This window comes from Sphaerisporangium dianthi, assembly GCF_042654065.1.
Classification (GTDB): Bacteria; Actinomycetota; Actinomycetes; order Streptosporangiales; family Streptosporangiaceae; genus Sphaerisporangium; species Sphaerisporangium dianthi.
In genome coordinates, this window is sequence record NZ_JBHSFP010000040.1 from 22,665 (window position 1) to 42,943 (window position 20,279).

Genomic DNA, 20,279 nt, shown 5'->3' on the forward strand with positions numbered 1-20,279 from the left:
TCCCGGTTCCGCGCTTGACAGACAAGCCGACAGACAAGGGGTGCGCCGTGCCCGCACTGCTCGACAGACCACCGACCGCCGTGGCGGCCGAGGTGACAGGCGGCGGCGCCGTCCGCCCGGCCGCCGCTCCCCCGCGCCACGGCCGCCCGGGCCGGGACGTCTTCATCGACCTGCTGCGCCTGTTCGGCATCGCCGTGGTGGTGGTGGAGCACTGGAGCATCCCGGTCCTGTCCTACGACCACGGCCGCATCGCGACGGGCAACGCCTTCTCCGCCCCGGGCGCGTTCTTGATCACCTGGCTCTCCCAGGTGATGCCTCTGGTGTTCTTCGCGGGCGGGGCAGCCAACGCGATCAGCCACCGGGCGCACCGCGCTCGCGGGCTCGGCGACCCACTGTGGCTGGCGGGACGGGTGCGCCGCCTCGCCTGGCCGGTGCTCCCGCTGGCGGCCGTGTGGATCCCCCTCCCCCACCTGCTGCTCGCCCTCGGCCTCCCGGCGCAGCCGGTGGAGACGGCCGCGCGCCTGGCCGGCCAGCTGCTCTGGTTCTTGGCGATCTACCTGGTGGCGGTCGTGCTGACCCCGGCGCTGCTGCGCCTCGGCGAGCGATACGGGTGGCGGGTCCCCGCCGCCCTCGCCGTGGCGGCGGCCGCGGTGGACGTGGTGCGGTTCACCGGCTGGGAGCCGGCCGGATACCTGAACATCGGCCTGGTGTGGCTCGCGGTGCACCAGCTCGGATTCCTGTACGCGAGCGGACGTCTGGCCGGGTTCCGCCTGATGGCGGCGGGCGGATTCGCCGCGGCGGCGGCGCTGGTGGCGTTCGGCCCGTACCCGGGGAGCATGATCGGGCTGCCGGGCGCGGCCATGTCGAACATGGCGCCGCCGACCGCCGCGCTGCTCGCCGTGTCCTTCGGCCAGATCGGCCTGGCGATGCTGCTGCGGCCCCGCCTGGTGCGGCTGGCGGCCCGGCCCGGCGTCGCGCGCGCGATGACGTGGGCCGGCCCGCGCATGATGACGGTGTACCTGTGGCACATGAGCGCGCTGTTCGTCGTCGCGGGCGTGGCCGTCGTGGGCCTCGGGCTCGCCACCCCCTCCCCTGGGGGCGCCGCCTGGCTGGCCGGGTGGCCGCTCTGGCTCGGCGCGCTGCTGCTCGTCCTGCGCCCGCTGACCGGCCTGCTCGCCCGGTTCGAGGAACCGCCCCGGGTCGCGCGCACGGCGATCGGCTGGGGGCGGGCGCTGGCCGCGGCGGCGCTGGCGGGCGCCGGACTGCTCACCCTCACGATCGCGGGGTTCGTCCCGGGGGCCGCGCCGATGCTCGCCGCCGCCGCCATCGTCACCGGCCTGGCCCTGATCAGCCCGATCGGCGGCCGCGGGCGCCGCGGCTCGCGCGGGCCCGAAACGTCGCCGCCGCCGCTATACGGGGAGCTCGGCGAGCAGGCCGTCGGCGCGCACGGCGAAAAGGCGGGCTCCTCGCTCCTGTGAAAGGACGAGCGCCCGATGGGCCATGCGCACGGCGGGCCGGACGTCGCCGCCGGCGCGGAGCGCCTTCGCGCGGATGAGGAGGACCAAACCCTCCGCGTACCGTTCGCCGTAGGTGTCGATGAACGTCTCGGCCTTGTCCAACGCGGTCATGGCGGCGGAGACATCGCCGGCGCCGAGCAGGATCTCGGCGAGAAGCGCGTACCAGGTGGCCAGGTTCGATCGAGGCGGGTCGACCAGCGCGCTCTCGATGATGCGCTCCATCTCCGCGGCCGACGCGACCGGGTCACCGCCGGACATGGCCTTCGCCCAATGCCACGCGAGGCGCGGGTAGCTGCCGGAGAACGTGAAGGAGAAGTCCGGATCGGCGTTGATCGCCGTCTCGGCCGCCCGCAGCGCCCAGGCGGAGTCTCCCGCGGCGGCCGCCGCCGTGACGGCGAATGAGCCCCAGACGCTGATGGCGTAGGGGTCGTCGCCGGCGTCGAGCTCCACCACGTCGAACAGATGGCGCGCGGCGACCACGTCGCCGTGCAGCGCGGTGTTCAGCGCCAGCATGACCGGCGTCATCATCTGCAGCCGGTGGAGCAGCGGCTCGGCCTCCGGCTGGGCGCGGATGAGCGAATCCGACCGGCTCAGGTTCCGGTAGGCCTCACCGACGTCGCCCGAACTCCACTGGTGGACTCCCCACGCGTGCAGGCCGGACGCCTGGACGACAGGGTCTGAGGAGCGCTGACCGTAATGGAGCAGCCGGCGCGCGAGGCGCCCGGCGGCGTCGAGCCGGATGCCCTGGGAGTGAGCCAGGAACCGGGAGAACAGGAAGCCGGTGGCCTCCCGTTCTTGGCCGAGCGACCGCGCGACCTTCTCGGCCCGGTCCAGATGGTCCATGGTGGCTCCGACGAAGCCGGCGTGGATACCGGCGACGGCGGTCAGTTCGGTCAGCGCGGTCAGCTCAAGGCGGAGGAGTCCGGCGCCGCGTGCGATGCGGGCCGCGGTGTCCAGGTGCTTCTCCGCCGTCTCGTAGGCGGATCGTCTCGCCGCGATGCGGGCCGCGACGATGAGTGCCTGCGCCGTCTGCTCCGGCTCGGCGAGCGGGCCCGCCGAGCACAGGTGGTGGGCGAGCGCCTCACCATGACGCTGGGCCGCTTCCTGGGTCTGCGCGAGCGCGGCCGCGATGGCCAGATGGAAGCGGCTCGCGTTCGACGGGGACGTCGAGCGGGCCACCGACTCGCGGACGAGATCGTGCACGAACCGCCAGTCACCGAAGGAGCCGGAGGTCACCTCGACCAGGCCGAGCGCTTCCAGGGCCTCCATGCGAGTGAGGCACCGCGACGCGTCGAGGCCGGATGCCCTCGCCAGCAGGCGGGCGTCGATGTCGCGGCCCATCAGGGCCGCGATCTCGATGAGGCGACGGTCCTCGTCGTCGAGCCTGCTCGTCCGGTCGCGGACGATGTCGCGCACCGTGGACGGGACCGCGGCCTGGGCCGCCGCCTGGTCGGACAGCCCGTCGCCTTCGGCCAGGAATCTCGCGAGCTCGCGTACGAACAGGGGGTTGCCTTCGGTGCGGGCCTGTATGTTCCGCGCGACGCCGGGACTCGGAGACCGGCCGGTCTCCTGGCGGATCAACTCGGCGACGTCGGATGGGCCGAGGGGACCGAGCGCGATGCGCCGGTGGCGGTCCTGGCGCGCGACCGCCGCCAGCATGCTCCGCACGTGCTGGTCGGGCGCCGGCGCGTGGTCGCGTAAGGCGCCCATCAACACGCTCCTGTCCGGGAGCGACTCGGCCAGGTGTGTGAACAGCTGAAGCGACGCCTGGTCCGCCCAGTGAAGGTCGTCCACGACCGCGACCAAGGGCCGCCGTGCGGTGGCCGCGCCGAACAGTGCGACGACGTTGCCGTACAGACGGAATTGCGCTCCGGCATCCGGCCGCGTCAGGCCTTCGGCGTCGCGCGCGGGGTGCTGCAGCAGGTCGCCGAGTTCGGCGGTCCAGCGCGCCCGGTCGCCCTCCGGCAGTGCCGCGATCAGGGCCCCGACGATCTGGACCCAGGGCCACATCGATGGGGTGCCCTCTCCGTCGTGGCATCGGCCCCAGAAGGTCAGGGCACCGTTCGCGGCGGCCTCGCCGGCGACTTCGGCGAGCAACCGGCTCTTGCCCACTCCTGGTGGACCCTCGACGAGGACGATCTGCGCTCGGGCGTTGGTGGCCGAGCCGACGGCATGGCGGAGGAGGGCGAGTTCCTCCTGTCGGCCCACGAGCCGATCGGGCCGGCCGCCGGAGGGTTTTCGCGCTCCGCTCGTGGAGTGCGCGCCGGACGTGGATCTGGGCGCGACTTCCGGGAGGGGGCCGGCGACGCGTGATGTGAAGACGCTTTTGGATCGTTGAAGGACCTGCCGGTGCGCCTCGCGAAGCCCTGGACCGGGATCGATGCCCAGATCGTCGGCCAGCCGTGCTCGCACCGTGTCGAACACCGACAGGGCCTCCGCCTGCTGTCCCAACGCCGCCAGGGTGGTCATGAGCGTCGCCTGGACGGTCTCGTCGATGGGCGCGATCCATGCGGCGAAGCGCAGCGGTTGCAAGATGCGTTCGGCATGGCCGCGAGGCACGGTGACGCGAGCGGCCTCGACGCAGGCGTCGAGCAGCTCGCGGTTGACGGAGGCGAACAGAGGGCTCGCGGCGGCGCTGAGGGGCAGCCCGTCGCCCGCGGACCCTCGCCACCGCGACAGAGCCGCTTCGTAAGCACTGGCTCCCTCCTCGAATCGGTGAGCGTCCAGTGCGGCGCGAGCGAGGCCGAGGAGCCGGCGAAACTCGGTCAGGTCGAGTGCCACTCCGCTGTCGTCGAACTTGTAGCCGTTGCCGTGGCGATGGAGGTAGGAGCCGGGCGCCCGCGTGGGCAGGTCCGGTTCGAGCAGCCGGCGCAGCGTCCCGACATATTTGTGCACGATGTTCAACGCCGACGCCGGCATGCTCTGGTCCCAGATGAGGTCGATGAGCTCTGAAGCGCTGACCGGTCGGCCCGCGCGCATCAGCAGCAGGGCCAGCAGGTAGGTCTGCTGTCGCGGTCCGGTGTCGACCTCGACGCCGTCACGCCACACCCGTAGGGGACCGAGGACCTGGACGGTCAGCGACGCGGCGCCACCTCCCGGACGGGCCGCGGAGGCGGCGGGCACGACGAGCGCCGGTTCGGTTCCGGCGCTTCGCCGGGAGGGGGAGGCGTCGGCCATCGAGCCCTTCCTCGAAATGGGTAGCTTTGAGGAGAACACGTAGGTATTGGGGAAAATGCTACGCGCTGGCTCGATCATGCCGCCGCGGGGGCCGGCCGCTCCCCAGCCTGGGGGAACGACGGGATCAGGGCTGGATCGCCGAGGATCCCTCGTGCCGGCTCAAGCTCGGTCTTCGGAGTTCGGTCGCCGCTCACGCCCCGCGTCCGCCGGGCCGGCGCGATCGGCGTCGCGGAGCGGGCCGCACGGGCTCAGGCGCCGGGGGCGACCCAGGCGTAGCCGGCGAACCTGCCGGTGAGGTGATCTCTGCGGTAGGAGTAGAGATCGGCGGTCTCGATGGTGCAGCGGGCGTCGTGCCGGATGTCCGCCACACCGGCGCGCCGGAGCTGGGCGGTGATCCCCGCGCGCAGGTCGAGCGCGGGGGTGCCCGCGCGGGTCGACGACCAGGTCTCGGGCACGACCTCGGCGACCTGCTCGCGCAGCGCCTCGGGCACCTCGTAGCAGGCGCCGCACGCCAGCGGGCCGACCACGGCGACCAGGTCACCGGCGCCGCGGGCCCGCATCTCGGCCACCAGGGCCGCGACCACACCGGCCGCGGTGCCGGCCCGCCCCGAGTGGGCCGCGCCCACCATCCCCTTGACCGGGTCGGCGAGCAGGACGGGGGCGCAGTCGGCGACGAGCACGGCCAGGCCGAGCCCCGGCCGGTCGGTGCACACGCCGTCGAGCGCGGGAGGGGCGGCCCCGAACGGCTCGGCCGCGTAGGCGACGTCGGGGCTGTGCACCTGCCGCATGAACACGACCTCGCGCGGGTCGAGGCCGAACTCCCTGGCGGTCAGGGCGCGGTTCTCGGCCACGGCCGCCGGGTCGTCGCCGACCGAGCCGCCGAGGTTCCTGCTGCCGTACGGATCGGCGCTGACGCCTCCGTGACGGTCGGTGAACGCCATCCTGACCCGGTCGATCGCAAGCACCGCACCAGCCTACCGACCCTCCCGCCGCCGCCCGCCGCCACCGCGGTAGCACCGGACACCAGGCACCGGGCGCCGGACGAGTGCCACGATCGGCGGCCCGGCGACCGCGACCACAGCCCGTTCACCCCCTCGCACCGGCCCGGACGTTCACGACGTCGCCCTGCGAATGAAACTTTCAATAAGAGCGCCGAAACTTGTCATAGATAGTTCAGTCATCAACAATTGAGGATGTAAGTAACACACCAGAACCGCAAGCACCAAGGAGGCAGCCGTGAGAACGACCTATCGTGCCGCCAGGCTGGCACTCGGCGCGACAGCCGGGATGGCGCTCGCCCTGTCCGGCATCACACCGGCCTCGGCGGCGACATGGGAACTACGCGATTTCCAGCAGCGGATCTGCGTCACGTCGAGTAACGGCCACCCCGGCACCTACTTCGTGGCCGCGGTCGTCGGGCACTGGTCGACGACCGTCCAGATCGCCCTGCGGGACCTGCCCGCGGGTTCGACCAGCGCGGGCGGCACGCCGATCCCGCCCGGTTCCAACTATCCGAACAACGGATCGACGACGATAAACGGCTTCGTCCAGCTCTCGATCGCGCCGCTCCCTGTCGGCATGTACACCCCGCGGCTGACGGCCTCGGACGGGACCGAGACCCAGTCCGTCCCCGTCACCATCAACGTGAAGGAGAGCTGCTAGCCTCGCCGTCCGCACGTGCCGCTCGGTCGTGGGCCCGCCGCCACGACCGAGCGGGCATCGCCGGAGGCCGGTGGCGAACCCGGCGCGTCCCCGCGTGCCCGCCGGATGGCGCCGGCGCGGCGGGTCAGCGGCGGAAGACGCCGAGCATCAGGCAGATGACCATCAGCACGCCGCCGGCGATGAGCAGGGCGATGGGCAGGGCGGGCACGTCCACGTGGTCGGCTCCCGATCGTCTTCGTGGTCCTGAAAGGCAGATGCAAAGGTAGGGCAGCGACGCCCGCCGGGTGGGCCGAAACGGCGGAGAAGGACACCCTGCCCGATCTTGGTCAGCGTCCGCCGACCGTCACAGGGACTCGTAGAGGGCCTGGGTGCGGGCGGCGATGGCGGGCCAGCTGAAGTGGCCGACGGCGCGGCGGCGGCCGGCCTCGCCCATGGCGGCCGCGAGGCCGGGGTCGCCCAGCAGCCGGGCGACGCGCTCGGCGATGGCGTCCGCGAACGCCCCCGGGTCGAGCGGCTCGCCGTCGGCGCCCTGTTCGATGGGGACGAGCAGGCCGGTCTCGCCGTCGGCGACCACCTCGGGGATGCCTCCGGTCGCCGTGGCCACGACGGCCGTCTCGCAGGCCATGGCCTCCAGGTTCACGATGCCCATCGGCTCGTACACCGACGGGCACACGAACACCGCCGCGTTCGTGAGGATCTGGATGACCTGCTCGCGCGGCAGCATCTCGGAGATCCACACGACGCCCGCCCTGCTCGCGCGGAGCTCCTCGACCAGCCCGGCCACCTCGGCGGCGATCTCCGGCGTGTCGGGCGCGCCGGCGCAGAGCACGATCTGCGCCTCCGGCGGGAAGGACCGGGCCGCGCGCAGCAGGTGGGCCAGCCCCTTCTGGCGGGTGATGCGCCCGACGAAGACCACGTACGGCCTGGCGGGGTCGATGCCGTGCGCGAGCAGGACATCGGTGCCGCGGTCGGGGGCGTACTCCTCGGTGTCGATGCCGTTGTGGACGACCGTCACCCGCTCGGGCGCGATCTGCGGGTAGCAGGCGAGCACGTCGCGCCGCATGCCCTCCGAGACCGCGATCACCGCGTCGGCGTTCAGCAGCGCCGTGCGCTCGGCGAAGGAGGACAGGGCGTAGCCGCCCCCGAGCTGCTCGGCCTTCCACGGGCGCAGCGGCTCCAGGCTGTGGGTGGTCACCACGTGCGGCACCCCGTACAGCAGTTTGGCGACGTGCCCGGCGAAGTTGGCGTACCAGGTGTGGCTGTGCACGACGTCCGCGCCCTCGCACGCGGCGGCCATCTCCAGGTCGACGCCGAGCACCTGCAGGGCCGGGTTGGCGGTCTCCAGCCCCCCTGGGACGCGGTAGGCGTCGACGCCGCCCTCGTCCCGGCGAGCGCCGAAGCAGCGCACGCGGACGTCGACCAGGCTTCTCAGCTCCCGGGCGAGGTACTCGACATGGACTCCGGCGCCGCCGTACACCTCTGGCGGGTACTCACGGCTCAATAGATCGACGCGCATGCGTAAACCTTAATGGTCGAGGATGTTTCGCCGGGTTTAGCTGGGTAAAGCCGGGTAACGTCGGTTCTATGACGACGCCCAAAATCCTCGCGATCGTGCTCGCCGGTGGCGAGGGGAAGCGGCTCATGCCGCTCACCGCCGACCGGGCCAAGCCCGCGGTTCCCTTCGGTGGCATCTACCGGCTGGTCGACTTCGTGCTCTCGAACCTGACCAACGGCGGCTACCTCAAGATCGTCGTCTTGACGCAGTACAAGAGCCACAGCCTCGACCGCCACATCACCCGCACCTGGCGCATGTCGACCATGCTGGGCAACTACGTCACCCCGGTGCCGGCCCAGCAGCGGCTCGGGCCCCGGTGGTTCGCCGGGTCGGCGGACGCGCTCTTCCAGAACCTCAACCTCATCTACGACGAGCTGCCCGAGCACTGCATCGTCTTCGGCGCCGACCACATCTACCGCATGGACCCGCGCCAGATGGTGCAGCAGCACATCGACTCCGGCGCCGAGGTGACGGTGGCCGCCATCCGCCAGCCCCTGGCGCTCGCCGACCAGTTCGGCGTGATCGAGACCGACCCGGCAGGGCGCAGGATCGTGGCCTTCCGCGAGAAGCCCACCGACGCAATCGGCCTGCCGGACGCCCCCGACCAGGTCTACGCCTCCATGGGCAACTACGTCTTCAAGACCCAGGCGATGATCGACGCGCTCAGGGAGGACGCGCTCGACCCGAGCAGCAAGCACGACCTGGGCGGCAACATCATCCCCATGTTCGTCAAGGGCGGCGGCGCCGAGGTCTACGACTTCGCCGACAACGTCGTTTCCGGCTCCAGCGAGCGCGACCGCGGCTACTGGCGCGACGTCGGGACCCTGGACGCCTACTACGAGGCGCACATGGACCTGGTCTCGGTGCACCCGGTGTTCAACCTCTACAACGACCGCTGGCCGATCTACACCGGCCACGACCCGCTGCCGCCCGCGAAGTTCGTGCACAACGACGGCGACCGCGTGGGCCAGGCCCTGGACTCGCTGGTGTCCCCAGGGGTGATCGTCTCGGGGGCCACCGCGGCGCGCTCCATCCTGTCGCCGGGCGTCGTGCTGCACTCTCACTCCCTGGTGGAGGACTCGGTCCTCATGGGGAACGTCAAGGTCGGCCGGGGCGCGATCGTCCGCCGGGCCATCATCGACAAGAACGTGGTGATCCCGGACGGCGCCCGCATCGGCCTGGACCTGGACTACGACCGCTCGCGCTTCGCGGTGACGCGGGAGGGCGTGGTCGTGATCGGCAAGAACGAGGTGGTCGAACGCTGACCCGTCCACAGAGCTCGGGGACGGGGGGCGGCGGATCGCGGACGCCCACTGTCCCCGGCCCCGCGCGGCGGACCGCCCCGACGTCCCGTCAGAAGTGTCCTGGTCACGGGGGTATCGTGCGTATATTGATCGATTCGCGGCTCGCGTACGTGGGTCGTCGCACGATTGGGGTAGGGCAAAGGCATGACCGGATCACATCGCGGCCCTGACGACATGGGCGACGACGAGCAGTTGACCGAGATCGAAGAGTGGACCGACAACCTGCCCATCGGTCACGAGATCGTGGGCGACGACCCCGGCGAGCGGAACGGCATCTCCCGGCGGATCTGGCAGGAGGCCCCCGAACGGAGCCGCGTGCCCCGCGAGGAGCACCGCTTCGTCGCCCCGGACGAGGGCGCCCACCCCGACGAGGAGTCCGAGCAGTACGCCGCCGAGGTCGGCGAGGACGATGGTGACTTCTCCGCCGAGGAACGCGCGATGCACATCGAGCGCGACTGACGGCCCCGGCGCCCCGTCCTCGCAGAGCTCCGCGTCGCCGCGCCGTCACGCGGCCGCGCCGTCGCATCGTCCGGCCGCCGCGCGGGCGCGCCGTCATCGCGCCATCACGCCATCGCACCGCCGCGCTGCCATCGCACGCCGCGCCCGTCCGACCGGGTCTCGCCCAGCGGCCGGTTCGTCGCTTGGGGAGCGATCTGCCTTATCTGCCGCGATTCGGGGGCTCCGGCGCGCTACAGTCCCCGCGTGTTGAGATCACGACCGCTCTGGCGGCTGACCGCGGCGGAGCGCCAGGTATGGGACGCCTATCCCTCCGGGGCCTGGGTCGACCTGCGCATCGGCGACGCAGCCCGCGACGACCCTGCCGAGGGCGCCGCGTGGGGGCCCGAGCGCACCGTGCGGGCGGAACTGGTGACCGCGCTGCTGCTCGGCGCCCGCCCCGCCAAGCCCGGTCAGGTCGCCGGGCTGCGGCTCGCGGGGGCCCGCATCACCGGGATGCTCGACCTGTCCGACGCGACGATCACCAGCAAGCTGCACCTGCTGAACTGCCATCTGCCGGGCACGGTGTCCCTGACCGACGCCACCACCAAGGGAATGCGCTTCCGCGGCTGCGACATCCACCGCATCCGCGCGGCGCGCGCCACGGTGGACGGCCTGTTCGAGCTGGACTCCTGCACCGTCCACTCCGGCGTGCGGCTGGACAACGCCCACGTCACCGGCCAGCTCAGACTGGCGCGGGCGCGGCTGATGGCGCCGGGCATGGCCGAGCCGGGGCCGGGGGGCCGGCCGGGCTCCGACAACCACAAGGCCTCCGAGAGCTACATGGAGGACGCCCGCAGGCCGTTCGCCGAGGCCGAGAGGCAGGAGCGGGGCTGGGACCAGAACCACTGGGCACTGTGGGCCGGCGGGCTGACCGTCGACGGCGGCGCGTTCTGCCGCGATGTCCAGACGGTCGGCGGCCTGCGGCTGATCGGCGCCCGTTTCAACAGCGGCCTGTACCTCCAGCGCGCCGTGATCAAGGGCACGGGCGCCCACTCCGTCTACGCCGACCACCTGCAGGCCACGAGCGTGGAGTGCAGCGCGGGCTTCACCGCCGAGGGCACCGTGCGGCTGCGCGGCGCACGGGTCACGGGGGTGCTGTCGTTCGACCAGGCCACGCTGAGCGCCGAAGGCCGCGCGCTGCACCTGAGCCACATGCAGGTGGACGAGCTGATCCTGACCCCGGCCTCGGTCCAGGGGGAGGTCAACCTCGGCTACTCGCGGGTCGGCGTCCTGCTCGACCACCCGAGCGCCTACCCGGGGCACGTGCACCTGAACGGTTTCGCCTACGAGTCGCTGCGCGGCGACGCCCGGCTGGCCGACCGGCTCTCCTGGGTGGGCCGCGACCCGGGCGGCTACCGGCCACAGCCCTACGAGCACCTGGCCGCGTGGTACCGCAGGATCGGCCACGAGCAGGAGGCCCGCCGGGTGCTGCTCGCCAAGCAACGCGCGCGCCGCGCGACGACTGGCCTGGCCGGCCGCCTGGCGGGGCTGCTGCTGGACCTGATCGTCGGGTACGGGTACCGGCCGTGGCTGGCCGGGGTGTGGTTCGCGGTCCTGCTCGCCGCCGGCACCGCGGTCTTCGCCACCCATCCGCCGTCGCAGGTCGGCCTGGACGAGCGGCGCGTCTTCCACCCCTTCCCCTACACCCTCGACCTGCTGGTGCCGGTGAGCGTCTTCGAGCTGCGCGGCGCGTGGGAGCCGGTGGGCTGGACACAGTGGCTGGCCAACGTCCTGATCGCCTCGGGCTGGATCCTGGCCACGGCGCTGATCGCCGGCGGCACCCGCCTGCTACGCCCGTCCACCCCCTGAGCGCGGCTCGCGGAGGCCGGGCGCTCCGGAGGTCTCGGGCTCCCTGGGGCCTCGCGCCGCGCCGAGGGCTTCGCGCGCCGCGGAGGCCTCCGGCGCCGCCGGGGACCCAGGGACGGGCGCGGTGCCCGGAGCGTCCTCGACGCGCAGGCGCGGAAGGGCGTGGGGGTGGTGCTCGCGGATGTAGGCGACGAGGTGCTCGCGGATGTCGCACTTGAGGTCCCACACGCTCGGCGCGTCGGAGGCGCTCATGAGCGCGCGCAGTTCCACCAGGCCGTTGGACCGCACGTCGGTGACCTGGATGGTCCAGTCCTTCTGGTCCCACAGGGGGTGCTCGCGCAGGCGCCGGTACAGCTCCGCCCGCAGCTCCTCCACCGGCACCGTCCAGTCGACGTAGAACATGACGTGCCCGACGACGCGGCTCTCGTAGCGGGTCCAGTTCTCGAACGGCGTCGTGGTGAAGTACGACACCGGCAGGATCAGCCGGCGCTCGTCCCACAGCCGCACGACGACGTAGGTCAGGGTCAGCTCCTCGATACGGCCCCATTCCCCGTCGACGACCACCGCGTCGTCGAGCCTGATGGCGTCGCTGAAGGCGAGTTGCAGCCCGGCGATCAGATTGCTCAGCGTGGACTGGGCGGCGATGCCGGCCACCACGCCGGCGATGCCCGCGGAGGCCAGCAGACCCGCGCCGAGCGCCCGTACCGCGGGGAAGCTGAACAGCATGGCCCCCGCGGAGACCACGATGATGACGGCGGCCGCCACCCGGCGCACCAGCGTGATCTGGGTGCGCATGCGGCGGGCCCGGCGGTTGCCCACGCCCTCGACACCGTTGAGCCTGGCCAGCACCACGTCGGTCACCGCGTACGCGGCCTGGATGACCAGCCACGCGACGCAGGCGATCAGCAACACGGTGATGGTCTGCCGCACCGCGAAGTCGACCGACCTGCCGGACATGCCGGGCGCGTACCCCGTGTTGAACGCGACCACGGCCGCGGTCGCGAACCCCGGCCACGTGCACCGCTCGACGATCGGCCCCGCCAGCGAGAAGCGGCCGTTGACCCGCCGCGACCTCAGCACGCGGCGGAGCAGTTCGACGGCGACGACGGCCGCGAGGACGGCGACCGCGAGGACGATCCAGTTGACTGCCGATGACACGGGCGGCATCCCCTCTTCCACTTCCCCCGTCTCGCACCGGCCCGGACGCCGGCGGGCCGGTTCCGGGCGCCCTCGGCTTTCACCGGGGGCCCGGAACCGGCTCCGCGATCCTTAACCAGACATTGACCTGAAAACCACCAACAACTGGGTGATTTACCTCACAGGGGCTCCCTGAGGCCGGGATGCGGCGCCGGACGGGCCGGGCTCAGAAGGCCTCGTCGAGGCTCACGGTGCCCTCCACCGCCACCTGGTAGGCCGACACGCGGCGCTCGAAGAAGTTGGCCAGCTCCTGCACGTCCTGGAACTCCATGAACGCGAACGGGTTGGCCGTGCCGTACCGCTCGGGCAGGCCCAGCCGCGCCAGCCGGCGGTCCGCGACGTACTCCAGGTACGCCCGCATCTGGTCGGCGCTCATTCCGGGCAGTCCCTCGCCGCACAGGTCGCGGGCGAAGGCCAGCTCGGCGGCCACCGCCTCCTCGATCATCCGGGTCACCTGGACGCCCAGGTCGTCGTCGAACAGGTCCGGCTCCTCGGCGCGCACCGTGTCCACCACCGAGAAGGCGAACTCCATGTGCATGGACTCGTCGCGGAACACCCAGTTGGTCCCGGTGGCCAGCCCGCCGAGCAGGCCCCGCGAGCGCAGCCAGTAAACGTAGGCGAAGGCGCCGTAGAAGAACAGGCCCTCGATGCAGGCCGCGAAGCAGATCAGGTTGAGCAGGAACGCTCGCCTGTCCCGCTCGGTCGACAGGCGCTGGAGCGCGTCGACCGAGTCGATCCAGCGGAAGCAGAACTCGGCCTTGTCCCGGATGGACGGGATGTGCTCCACGGCGGCGAACGCCTTGGCGCGCTCGTCGTGGTCGGGCAGGTAGGTGTCCAGCAGCGTCAGGTAGAACTGGACGTGCACCGCCTCCTCGAACAGCTGCCGCGACAGGTACAGCCGCGCCTCGGGGGCGTTCAGGTGCTGGTAGAGGTTGAGCACCAGGTTGTTGGCCACGATCGAGTCGCCCGTCGCGAAGAACGCAACGAGCCGGTTGATCAGATGCCGCTCGCCCGCGCTCAGCCCGGCCAGGTCGGCCAGGTCGGACTGCAGGTCCACCTCCTCGACCGTCCAGGTGTTGCGGATGGCGGCCCGGTAGCGCTCGTAGAACTCCGGGTACCGCATCGGGCGCAGGGTCAGGTCCATTCCAGGGTCGAGCAGCATCACTGGCAGGCCTCGCAGATCTCGGGGTTCTCAAGGGAGCAGGCGACGGCGTCCTGGTCGGGGAGCGCCGCGGGCAGGTGAACGGCCCCGGACGCGGGTAGGGATCCCGGAGCGGGGGCCGGGCCGCCGGTCTGCGAGCCCGAGGCTGGCTCCTGGGCGGCCACGGTGGCCTGCGCGATCCGGGTGGCCGGGCGCGAGCGCAGATAGTAGGTCGTCTTCAGCCCGGCCCGCCAGGCATAGGCGTACATCGAGGAGAGCTTGCCGATGGTGGGGGACGCCATGAACAGGTTCAGCGACTGCGACTGGTCGATGTACGGCTGGCGCGCGGCGGCCAGGTCGATCAGCGCCTTCTGCGGCAGCTCCCAGGCCGTGCGGTACAGCCCTCTGAGTTCCCCGGGGATCTCCTCGATCTCCTGCACCGACCCGTCGGCGCGCTTGATCGCGTCCCTGACCTTCGCGGTCCACAGCCCGCGCTCCTGCAGATCACGCACCAGATAGCGGTTCACCTGCAGAAACTCACCCGAAAGGGTCTCGCGTTTGAACACGTTGGACACCTGCGGCTCGACGCACTCGTAGCAGCCGGCGATCGAGGCGATGGTCGCGGTGGGGGCGACGGCCAGCAGCAGCGAGTTGCGCAGGCCGGTCTCGGCGATGGTCGCGCGCAGCTCAGCCCACTCGCGCGGGTACGCCGGAGCGGCCTTGGGGAAGTGGTCCAGGTGCAGCACTCCCCCGGCGGCCCGCGTGTCGGCGTAGGACGGGTGCGCGCCGTGCTCGGCGGCGAGGGCGGCCGAGGCGCCGTACGCGGCCAGCGCCATCTCCTCGGCGGCGCGTGTGGACAGCGCCAGCGCCTCGGGCGAGTCGAACGGCAGCCGCGCCGCGAAGAACACGTCCGCCAGTCCCATCACGCCGAGGCCGATCGGCCGCCAGCGCTTGTTGGCGGCCTCCGCCTCGGGCGTCGGGTAGAAGCCGCGGTCGATGGACCTGTCCAGGAAGCGGACGGCCGTCGCCACCGTGGCCCGCAGCCGCGCCCAGTCGAGCTCGCCGTCCACCAGGTGCGCCGCCAGGTTGACCGAGCCGAGGTTGCACACGGCGGTCTCGGCGTCGCTGGTCACCTCCAGGATCTCGGTGCACAGGTTGGACAGGTGGATGACGTTCTCCGGCCGCGCCGTCTGGTTGGAGGCGCGGTTGGATGCGTCCTTGAACGTCATCCAGCCGTTGCCCGTCTGGGCGAGCGTGCGCATCATGCGGCCGTACAGCGTCCTGGCGGGCAGCCGCCTGACGTACCGGCCGGCGGCCTCGGCCGCCCGGTAGGCGCGGTCGAACTCCTCGCCCCACAGGTCGGTCAGCTCGGGGACCTCCTTGGGGTCGAACAGCGACCACGTCTCGTCGGCCTCGACGCGGCGCATGAACTCGTCAGGGACCCAGTTGGCCAGGTTCAGGTTGTGGGTGCGGCGGGCGTCCTCGCCGGTGTTGTCGCGCAGCTCCAGGAACTCCTCCACGTCGGCGTGCCACGTCTCCAGGTACACGCAGGCCGCGCCCTTGCGCCGGCCGCCCTGGTTGACCGCCGCGACGCTCGCGTCCAGCGTCCGCAGCCACGGCACGATGCCGTTGGAGTGGCCGTTGGTGCCCCGGATCAGCGAGCCGCGCGAGCGGACGCGGGTCCAGGAGACGCCGATGCCGCCCGCGTACTTCGACAGCCTCGCCACCTGGCCGTACCGCTCGTAGATGGCCTCCAGCTCGTCGCGCGGCGAGTCGAGCAGGAAGCAGGACGACAGCTGCGGGCGGCGCGCCCCGGAGTTGAACAGCGTCGGCGAGCTCGGCAGGTACGACAGCGTCGACATCAGCCGGTACAGCTCGCCCGCCTCGGCGACGCTCTCGGCGAGCCCGCACGCCACGCGCAGGAAGAAGTGCTGCGGCGCCTCCAGCACCCCCCGGGTGACCGGGTGGCGCAGCAGGTAGCGGTCGTAGACGGTGCGCAGCCCGAAGTACTCGAACCGGGCGTCCCCCTCGGGGTCGACGAGCGCGTCGAGCTCGGCGGCGTTGGCGCGCACGAACTCCGCGAGGGCGTCCTGCACCAGCCCTGCCTCGTGCGTGGCGGCGACCGACTCGGAGAACGACCGCACCCCGTGCGCGGCGGCCTCCTCGGCGACCTCCTCGGCCAGCAGGCGGGCCGCGACGCGGGAGTTGGCCGGATCGGCGATGACGCGCGCGGCCGCCTCCTCGATGGCCAGCCGCCTGTCCGCCGTCCGCCGTACGCCCCCGCCCTCCCGCTCGTCCCGCTCGCCCGGTTCCTCCGGCGAATGGGGCGATCGGGGCGGCGGCATGTCGCGTGTCACGGTCACGTGGTCTCTCCTCGTGCGCTCGAATCCCCCGTACGAGGGCACGCGTCGGAGCACGACCGGAGAGCAGCGATGTGCGGGCACGCCGGATGACCCCGTCACGCGGCCCACCCTCGAGGCCCTGGACGACTACAGCGTCACCGGCAGGTTTTCGGGCTCGCGGGCGCCTCACTCGTGCCTACCGGCCGTCGCTTCCCAGGCTGTGCGGCCCAGTGCTCACATGACGGCTTTCGTTCCCGCTCACCGCTGCGGGGCAGCCCCGGAATCGCACCGGGTTCCCTCTTGCCTCGCCCCGAAGGGCGAACCAGCGACGAGCAGGATCCTACATCTAGTGGCCCTGAGCGCAACCACCCCCACAAGTTGTGTAGCCCGACCCGTCCTGCTCACACGCGCAGGCCCAGTTCCCCTAGTGCGCGGCCCAGGCGAGCGGTCTCGACGCGGAGCCACTGCCGGAAGTCCTCCCCTTCCAGATACAGCGGCGTCCAGCCGTTGCGCGCGCACAGCTCCCTCCACCGCGGCGAGCCGGCGACGTCGTGGCACATGCCGATCAGCGCGGCCCGGTCGTCGTCGGGCAGGTCGCCGGGCCCGAGCAGCCCGCGCCAGTTCGCGCAGTACAGGTGCGTGTCGCACTCCAGCATCGTCGGCGCGTCCACCCCGGCGATGCGGTCGGGCGACGAGACGGCGAGCGCGCGCAGCCCGCCTGTGCGCAGGGCTTCACGCACGCCGTTGTGACCGGCGAGGACCACCGCCACCTCCCCGCCGGCGAGCGCGGCCGCGGCCTCCTGGGTGGTGGGGTAGGCGACGTACCGCAGCAGGCGCGGGTCCACGCCGAGGCTCTGCGCCAGCATGCCGAACAGCACGTGGTCCACCCCGCCCTCGGCCCGGCCGCCCAGCGTCAGCTTGGCCGGGTCGCGGCGCATCGTGTCCGCGAACGCGCCGAAGGACCTGAGCGGAGAGCCGGCCCGCACCACCAGCGCCTCCCACTCCCCGCAGAGCCGGGCCAGCGGCGTGGTGCCCGCGAAGGCGCCCGCCTGCCGCGCCGCCCGGACGGTGCCGACCAGTTCGGGCTCGGCCATCAGCACATGGCGCACGCGCCGCACGCGCCCGAACTCCGTCAGCGCGACGTAGGAGGGCCGGTTCACCAGGCGCAACTCACCGACGAGGGCCGCCCGTTCGGCGATGCCCTTGAGGGCCTGGGCCACGCGGCCGGCCTCACCGCCGGACGGGCCGGGCACCACGACCGGCAGCGTCACCGAGGCGAGCTTGCGCGAACCTGGGGGGTCGGAGCATCCCGCCGCCAGCGCCACGAGCCCGGCACCGAGCGCGAGCACCTGCCGACGACGCATACTTCACGCCCTTTCCCCCGATATACAACTAAATGCCCGCTTCACCTTCTCCCCACACCGGCCCTCCCGCCCCGCACGCCCCGCCGACCGGCGCGGCGACGCCCATCGCGATCTCCCCGAGGTCAGGGACACGATCCCGGATCACCGGACCACCGCCTCAGCCGGCGGCCCGCACCACGCCGCCCTCGGAGTCACGCACCGTGCCGCCCCCGGAGTCACGCAGCACCCGCAGCGCCAGCGCGGTCAGCCAGGCCATCCCCACCACCAGCGTCAGACGCTGCAGAAGCCCGCCCATCGCCACCAGGCCTGGAGCCTGCGCGAACGCCTGCGACGCCAGCGCGAACCCCACCAGGAACACCACCGCCGACACCGCGCTGTAAACGGCGAACCACCGATGCCCCGACCTGGCGAACCGGTAACAGGCCACCAGAGCCGCCACCGGCAACCCCAGGAACACCAGAGTCCCGAACAGACCGTGCACCATCCCATGAACCGTGCCGGCCGCCCCCTCCGGCACCGGCGGGCTCCCCGGCGGATACCCGCTCCACGGATCGGTGACGAACAGAGCCGAACCCACCAGACCCACCCCGACCAGCGCGACCAGCAGCGGCACCCATATGCCGCCCGCGTAAAGCCGCATGGCCGGCCGCAGCGCGAACGCGAACACCAGCAACGACAACCCCACCATGAGGAAGTTCGCCACCTGGATCCACCCCAGCTCGCCGATCGCCAGCGAGCTCACCGGATGCCGCAGCGCGCTGTAGCCCGCGGGACGGATCCCCGGCACCGACCCCTCCAGCAGGAACACCGCCACGAACAGTGGCGGCCCGGCCACTCCGAACGCCACAAGCCCCCGCCGCACCGCCCCACCGGCACGCCGCGCACCCGCACCGGACTCGTCAAGAGCCATCCCATCCGCTCCAATCGTCCGCCTTACCCGGAATTGCAACGTACGGCCAATACGGTCGACGCGCCAGCCTCGATATTGCGCGATCTTCGCGGTTTCCCATTTCGTTACCGCGGCAGGCTCCTGAAATCGGGACGCGGGATAAGGGTCGTCCATGTCATGGCGTCACGCTGGGGATTCACCCGCGTTTCCACCATGAGCGCCACCACATGGTTTCGAACTCGCCGCCACCTGCGCCCCATCGAACCGAGCCCGGTTCAGCGAAGAATCATGTGCCGTGTCACTCGCCTTCCGACGAGGCGCGAGGTCATCCTTTACGCCGTTTTCTCCCGATATACCACGAAATGCTCAATTCACCGTCCTGCATACGAGACGCCAAGGTCGCGCCCGCTCGTCACGATCCCCCGTGCGGGGGATGAGGTTCCCGTCCCAGGGGGAGTCGGTGGCCCGGCGGTCCGGTGGAACGTGGAAACGCGCGATCCGCGCACCCCACGTCCCACCCGAAGGAGCCACCTTGTCCCCCGCATCGGCCATCCCGTCCAGCGCCATACGGCTACCACCTGCGGCGACGGACGACGTGCCGCGCCTGCGGACGTAAGGGCCGAGCGGACATGCCGGTCATCTCCGACGACGCGCTCGCCGCGTGGACCCGCCGATCACTCGCCGGCGTCGACGAGTTGCTGCGCTCCACGCTGCACAATCCACGCGACCCGTTCCTCACCACTGTGGCCACGCACCTGCTTGACGCCGGCGGCAAGCGCCTGCGCCCGACGATCGCGCTGCTGGCCGGACGGTTCGGCGACCCCGGCCATCCCCATGTGCCGCGCGCGGCGGCGGCCGTGGAGCTCATGCACGTGGCGTCGCTCTACCACGACGACGTCATGGACGAGGCTCCCATCCGCCGCGGCGTGCCCAGCGTCAACGCGCGGTGGGGCAACCGCGTGGCCATCCTGGCCGGCGACTACCTGGTGGCCAAGGCGGGCGAACTCGCCGCGCCGCTCGGCGCCGCGGCCCTGGAGACACAGGCCCGCATGCTGACCCGGCTGGTCACCGGCCAGCTCCACGAGACGGCCGGGGCCGGCCGCCGCGACGATCCCGAGCGGTACTACATGGGCGTGATCGCCGACAAGACGGCCGCCCTGTTCGCGCTCGCCGCCGGGCTCGGAGCGCGCGCGTCCGGAGCGCCCGACGAGGCGGTCGACGCGCTCGAAGCCTACGGGGAGGCGCTGGGCATCGCGTTCCAGCTGTCCGACGACCTGCTGGATCTGTCCGAGCCGACGGCGCGGGCGGGCAAACCGTCCAACGCCGACCTCCGACAGGGCGTGGCGACCCTGCCCCTCCTGCGCGCCCTCGCCCCCCGTCGCGCCCGCGGGCCCGGCCGCACCTCCACGACACGGCAACCCGGCGGCCGAACCTCCAGGACGGAGGAGAACGGCCGCCGAGCCTCCGGGACGGAGGCCGGCGACGGCCCCCGCGAGGTGCAGGGCGGCGGGCCGGAGCGTTCCGCGTCGTGGCGGCGGCGCGACGCGCGCGACTCGGCGCGGCTGCGCAGGATGCTCGCCTCCGGGCGGCGCACCGGCGCCGGGAGCGTCGCCGAGGTCGCCGAACTACTGCGGCGCTCGCCCGGCTTCGCGGAGGCGCACGCGGAGGCCCGGCGCCACGCCGACGACGCCCGCCGGGCACTGCTGTCGCTGCCACCGGACCCCGCCCGCGACGCCCTTCGCGACCTCTGCGACCACGTCGTCTCCCGCGCCACTCCCCCATCCCCCTGACACCACTCCCCCTGGCACGTCCTGGGACCCCCGTCCC

General features: G+C 72.3%; 14 protein-coding genes and 1 riboswitch. Of the genes, 6 read left to right on the top strand and 8 right to left on the bottom strand.

Features of this window, described 5'->3' with window-relative positions; translation table 11 throughout:
• Positions 1-47: 47 nt before the first annotated feature.
• Positions 48-1,478 carry an acyltransferase family protein gene (locus ACFO60_RS35730; protein WP_380850060.1) on the top strand — a complete coding sequence of 477 codons (1,431 nt, stop codon included), beginning with the start codon at positions 48-50 and terminating at the stop codon, positions 1,476-1,478.
• On the opposite strand, the gene ACFO60_RS35735 is transcribed toward ACFO60_RS35730, so the two are convergent.
• Together ACFO60_RS35735 and pgeF are read right to left on the bottom strand one after the other, a co-directional pair.
• Positions 1,410-4,694, bottom strand: coding sequence for an ATP-binding protein (locus ACFO60_RS35735; RefSeq protein ID WP_380850062.1), 3,285 nt, complete (start codon positions 4,692-4,694; stop codon positions 1,410-1,412). The genes ACFO60_RS35730 and ACFO60_RS35735 overlap by 69 nt on opposite strands.
• A 248-nt stretch (positions 4,695-4,942) precedes the next feature.
• Entirely contained in the window at positions 4,943-5,635 is a 693-nt protein-coding gene (pgeF, locus tag ACFO60_RS35740) for a peptidoglycan editing factor PgeF (protein ID WP_380850183.1), read from the bottom strand.
• 295 nt (positions 5,636-5,930) lie between these two features.
• Here pgeF and ACFO60_RS35745 point away from each other — a divergent pair, with 295 nt between their 5' ends.
• Positions 5,931-6,356 (top strand): DUF5980 family protein, encoded by a 426-nt coding sequence (locus ACFO60_RS35745; protein WP_380850065.1) that lies wholly within the window; start codon positions 5,931-5,933, stop codon positions 6,354-6,356.
• 343 nt (positions 6,357-6,699) lie between these two features.
• On the opposite strand, the gene glgA is transcribed toward ACFO60_RS35745, so the two are convergent.
• Complete coding sequence (gene glgA / locus ACFO60_RS35750; RefSeq protein ID WP_380850068.1) at positions 6,700-7,872, bottom strand: glycogen synthase; 1,173 nt, start codon at positions 7,870-7,872, stop codon at positions 6,700-6,702.
• 68 nt (positions 7,873-7,940) lie between these two features.
• Between glgA and glgC the strand changes: the two genes are divergently transcribed.
• From glgC to ACFO60_RS35765, 3 genes are all read left to right on the top strand, one after another.
• Positions 7,941-9,176: a glucose-1-phosphate adenylyltransferase gene (gene glgC, locus ACFO60_RS35755; protein ID WP_380850071.1), complete on the top strand. Its 1,236-nt coding sequence runs from the start codon at positions 7,941-7,943 to the stop codon at positions 9,174-9,176.
• Between the two features lie 183 nt (positions 9,177-9,359).
• Entirely contained in the window at positions 9,360-9,674 is a 315-nt protein-coding gene (locus ACFO60_RS35760; RefSeq protein WP_380850074.1) for a DUF5709 domain-containing protein, read from the top strand.
• Between the two features lie 243 nt (positions 9,675-9,917).
• Positions 9,918-11,522 carry a hypothetical protein gene (locus tag ACFO60_RS35765; protein ID WP_380850077.1) on the top strand — a complete coding sequence of 535 codons (1,605 nt, stop codon included), beginning with the start codon at positions 9,918-9,920 and terminating at the stop codon, positions 11,520-11,522.
• On the opposite strand, the gene ACFO60_RS35770 is transcribed toward ACFO60_RS35765, so the two are convergent.
• From ACFO60_RS35770 to ACFO60_RS35790, 5 genes are all read right to left on the bottom strand, one after another.
• The gene (locus tag ACFO60_RS35770; protein WP_380850079.1) at positions 11,502-12,677 is read right to left on the bottom strand and encodes a mechanosensitive ion channel family protein; all 1,176 of its coding nucleotides are present in this window, start codon (positions 12,675-12,677) and stop codon (positions 11,502-11,504) included. The two genes, ACFO60_RS35765 and ACFO60_RS35770, sit on opposite strands and share 21 nt — an antisense overlap.
• Positions 12,678-12,882: 205 nt before the next feature.
• Positions 12,883-13,878, bottom strand: coding sequence for a ribonucleotide-diphosphate reductase subunit beta (locus ACFO60_RS35775; RefSeq protein ID WP_380850082.1), 996 nt, complete (start codon positions 13,876-13,878; stop codon positions 12,883-12,885).
• Positions 13,878-16,220 carry a ribonucleoside-diphosphate reductase subunit alpha gene (locus ACFO60_RS35780; protein ID WP_380850085.1) on the bottom strand — a complete coding sequence of 781 codons (2,343 nt, stop codon included), beginning with the start codon at positions 16,218-16,220 and terminating at the stop codon, positions 13,878-13,880. The genes ACFO60_RS35775 and ACFO60_RS35780 overlap by 1 nt, the downstream gene beginning before the upstream one ends.
• Before the next feature lie 122 nt (positions 16,221-16,342).
• Positions 16,343-16,541: riboswitch (cobalamin riboswitch) on the bottom strand.
• Between the two features lie 59 nt (positions 16,542-16,600).
• Entirely contained in the window at positions 16,601-17,563 is a 963-nt protein-coding gene (locus tag ACFO60_RS35785) for a tripartite tricarboxylate transporter substrate-binding protein (protein ID WP_380850088.1), read from the bottom strand.
• Positions 17,564-17,720: 157 nt separating this feature from the next.
• Positions 17,721-18,473, bottom strand: a complete 753-nt coding sequence (locus tag ACFO60_RS35790; RefSeq protein WP_380850091.1) for a DUF998 domain-containing protein — start codon at positions 18,471-18,473, stop codon at positions 17,721-17,723.
• Between the two features lie 608 nt (positions 18,474-19,081).
• On the opposite strand from ACFO60_RS35790, the gene ACFO60_RS35795 reads away from it, so the two are divergent.
• Entirely contained in the window at positions 19,082-20,242 is a 1,161-nt protein-coding gene (locus tag ACFO60_RS35795) for a polyprenyl synthetase family protein (RefSeq protein WP_380850093.1), read from the top strand.
• The last annotated feature ends 37 nt before the right edge of the window (positions 20,243-20,279 follow it).

Coding starts and splice junctions, on each gene's coding strand:
- ACFO60_RS35760 (WP_380850074.1), top strand. CDS start 9,360: ATGACCGGATCACATCGCGGCCCTGACGACATGGGCGACGACGAGCAG.
- glgC (WP_380850071.1), top strand. CDS start 7,941: ATGACGACGCCCAAAATCCTCGCGATCGTGCTCGCCGGTGGCGAGGGG.
- ACFO60_RS35735 (WP_380850062.1), bottom strand. CDS start 4,694: ATGGCCGACGCCTCCCCCTCCCGGCGAAGCGCCGGAACCGAACCGGCG.
- ACFO60_RS35795 (WP_380850093.1), top strand. CDS start 19,082: ATGCCGGTCATCTCCGACGACGCGCTCGCCGCGTGGACCCGCCGATCA.
- ACFO60_RS35785 (WP_380850088.1), bottom strand. CDS start 17,563: ATGCGTCGTCGGCAGGTGCTCGCGCTCGGTGCCGGGCTCGTGGCGCTG.
- glgA (WP_380850068.1), bottom strand. CDS start 7,872: ATGCGCGTCGATCTATTGAGCCGTGAGTACCCGCCAGAGGTGTACGGC.
- ACFO60_RS35790 (WP_380850091.1), bottom strand. CDS start 18,473: ATGGCTCTTGACGAGTCCGGTGCGGGTGCGCGGCGTGCCGGTGGGGCG.
- ACFO60_RS35775 (WP_380850082.1), bottom strand. CDS start 13,878: ATGCTGCTCGACCCTGGAATGGACCTGACCCTGCGCCCGATGCGGTAC.
- pgeF (WP_380850183.1), bottom strand. CDS start 5,635: ATGGCGTTCACCGACCGTCACGGAGGCGTCAGCGCCGATCCGTACGGC.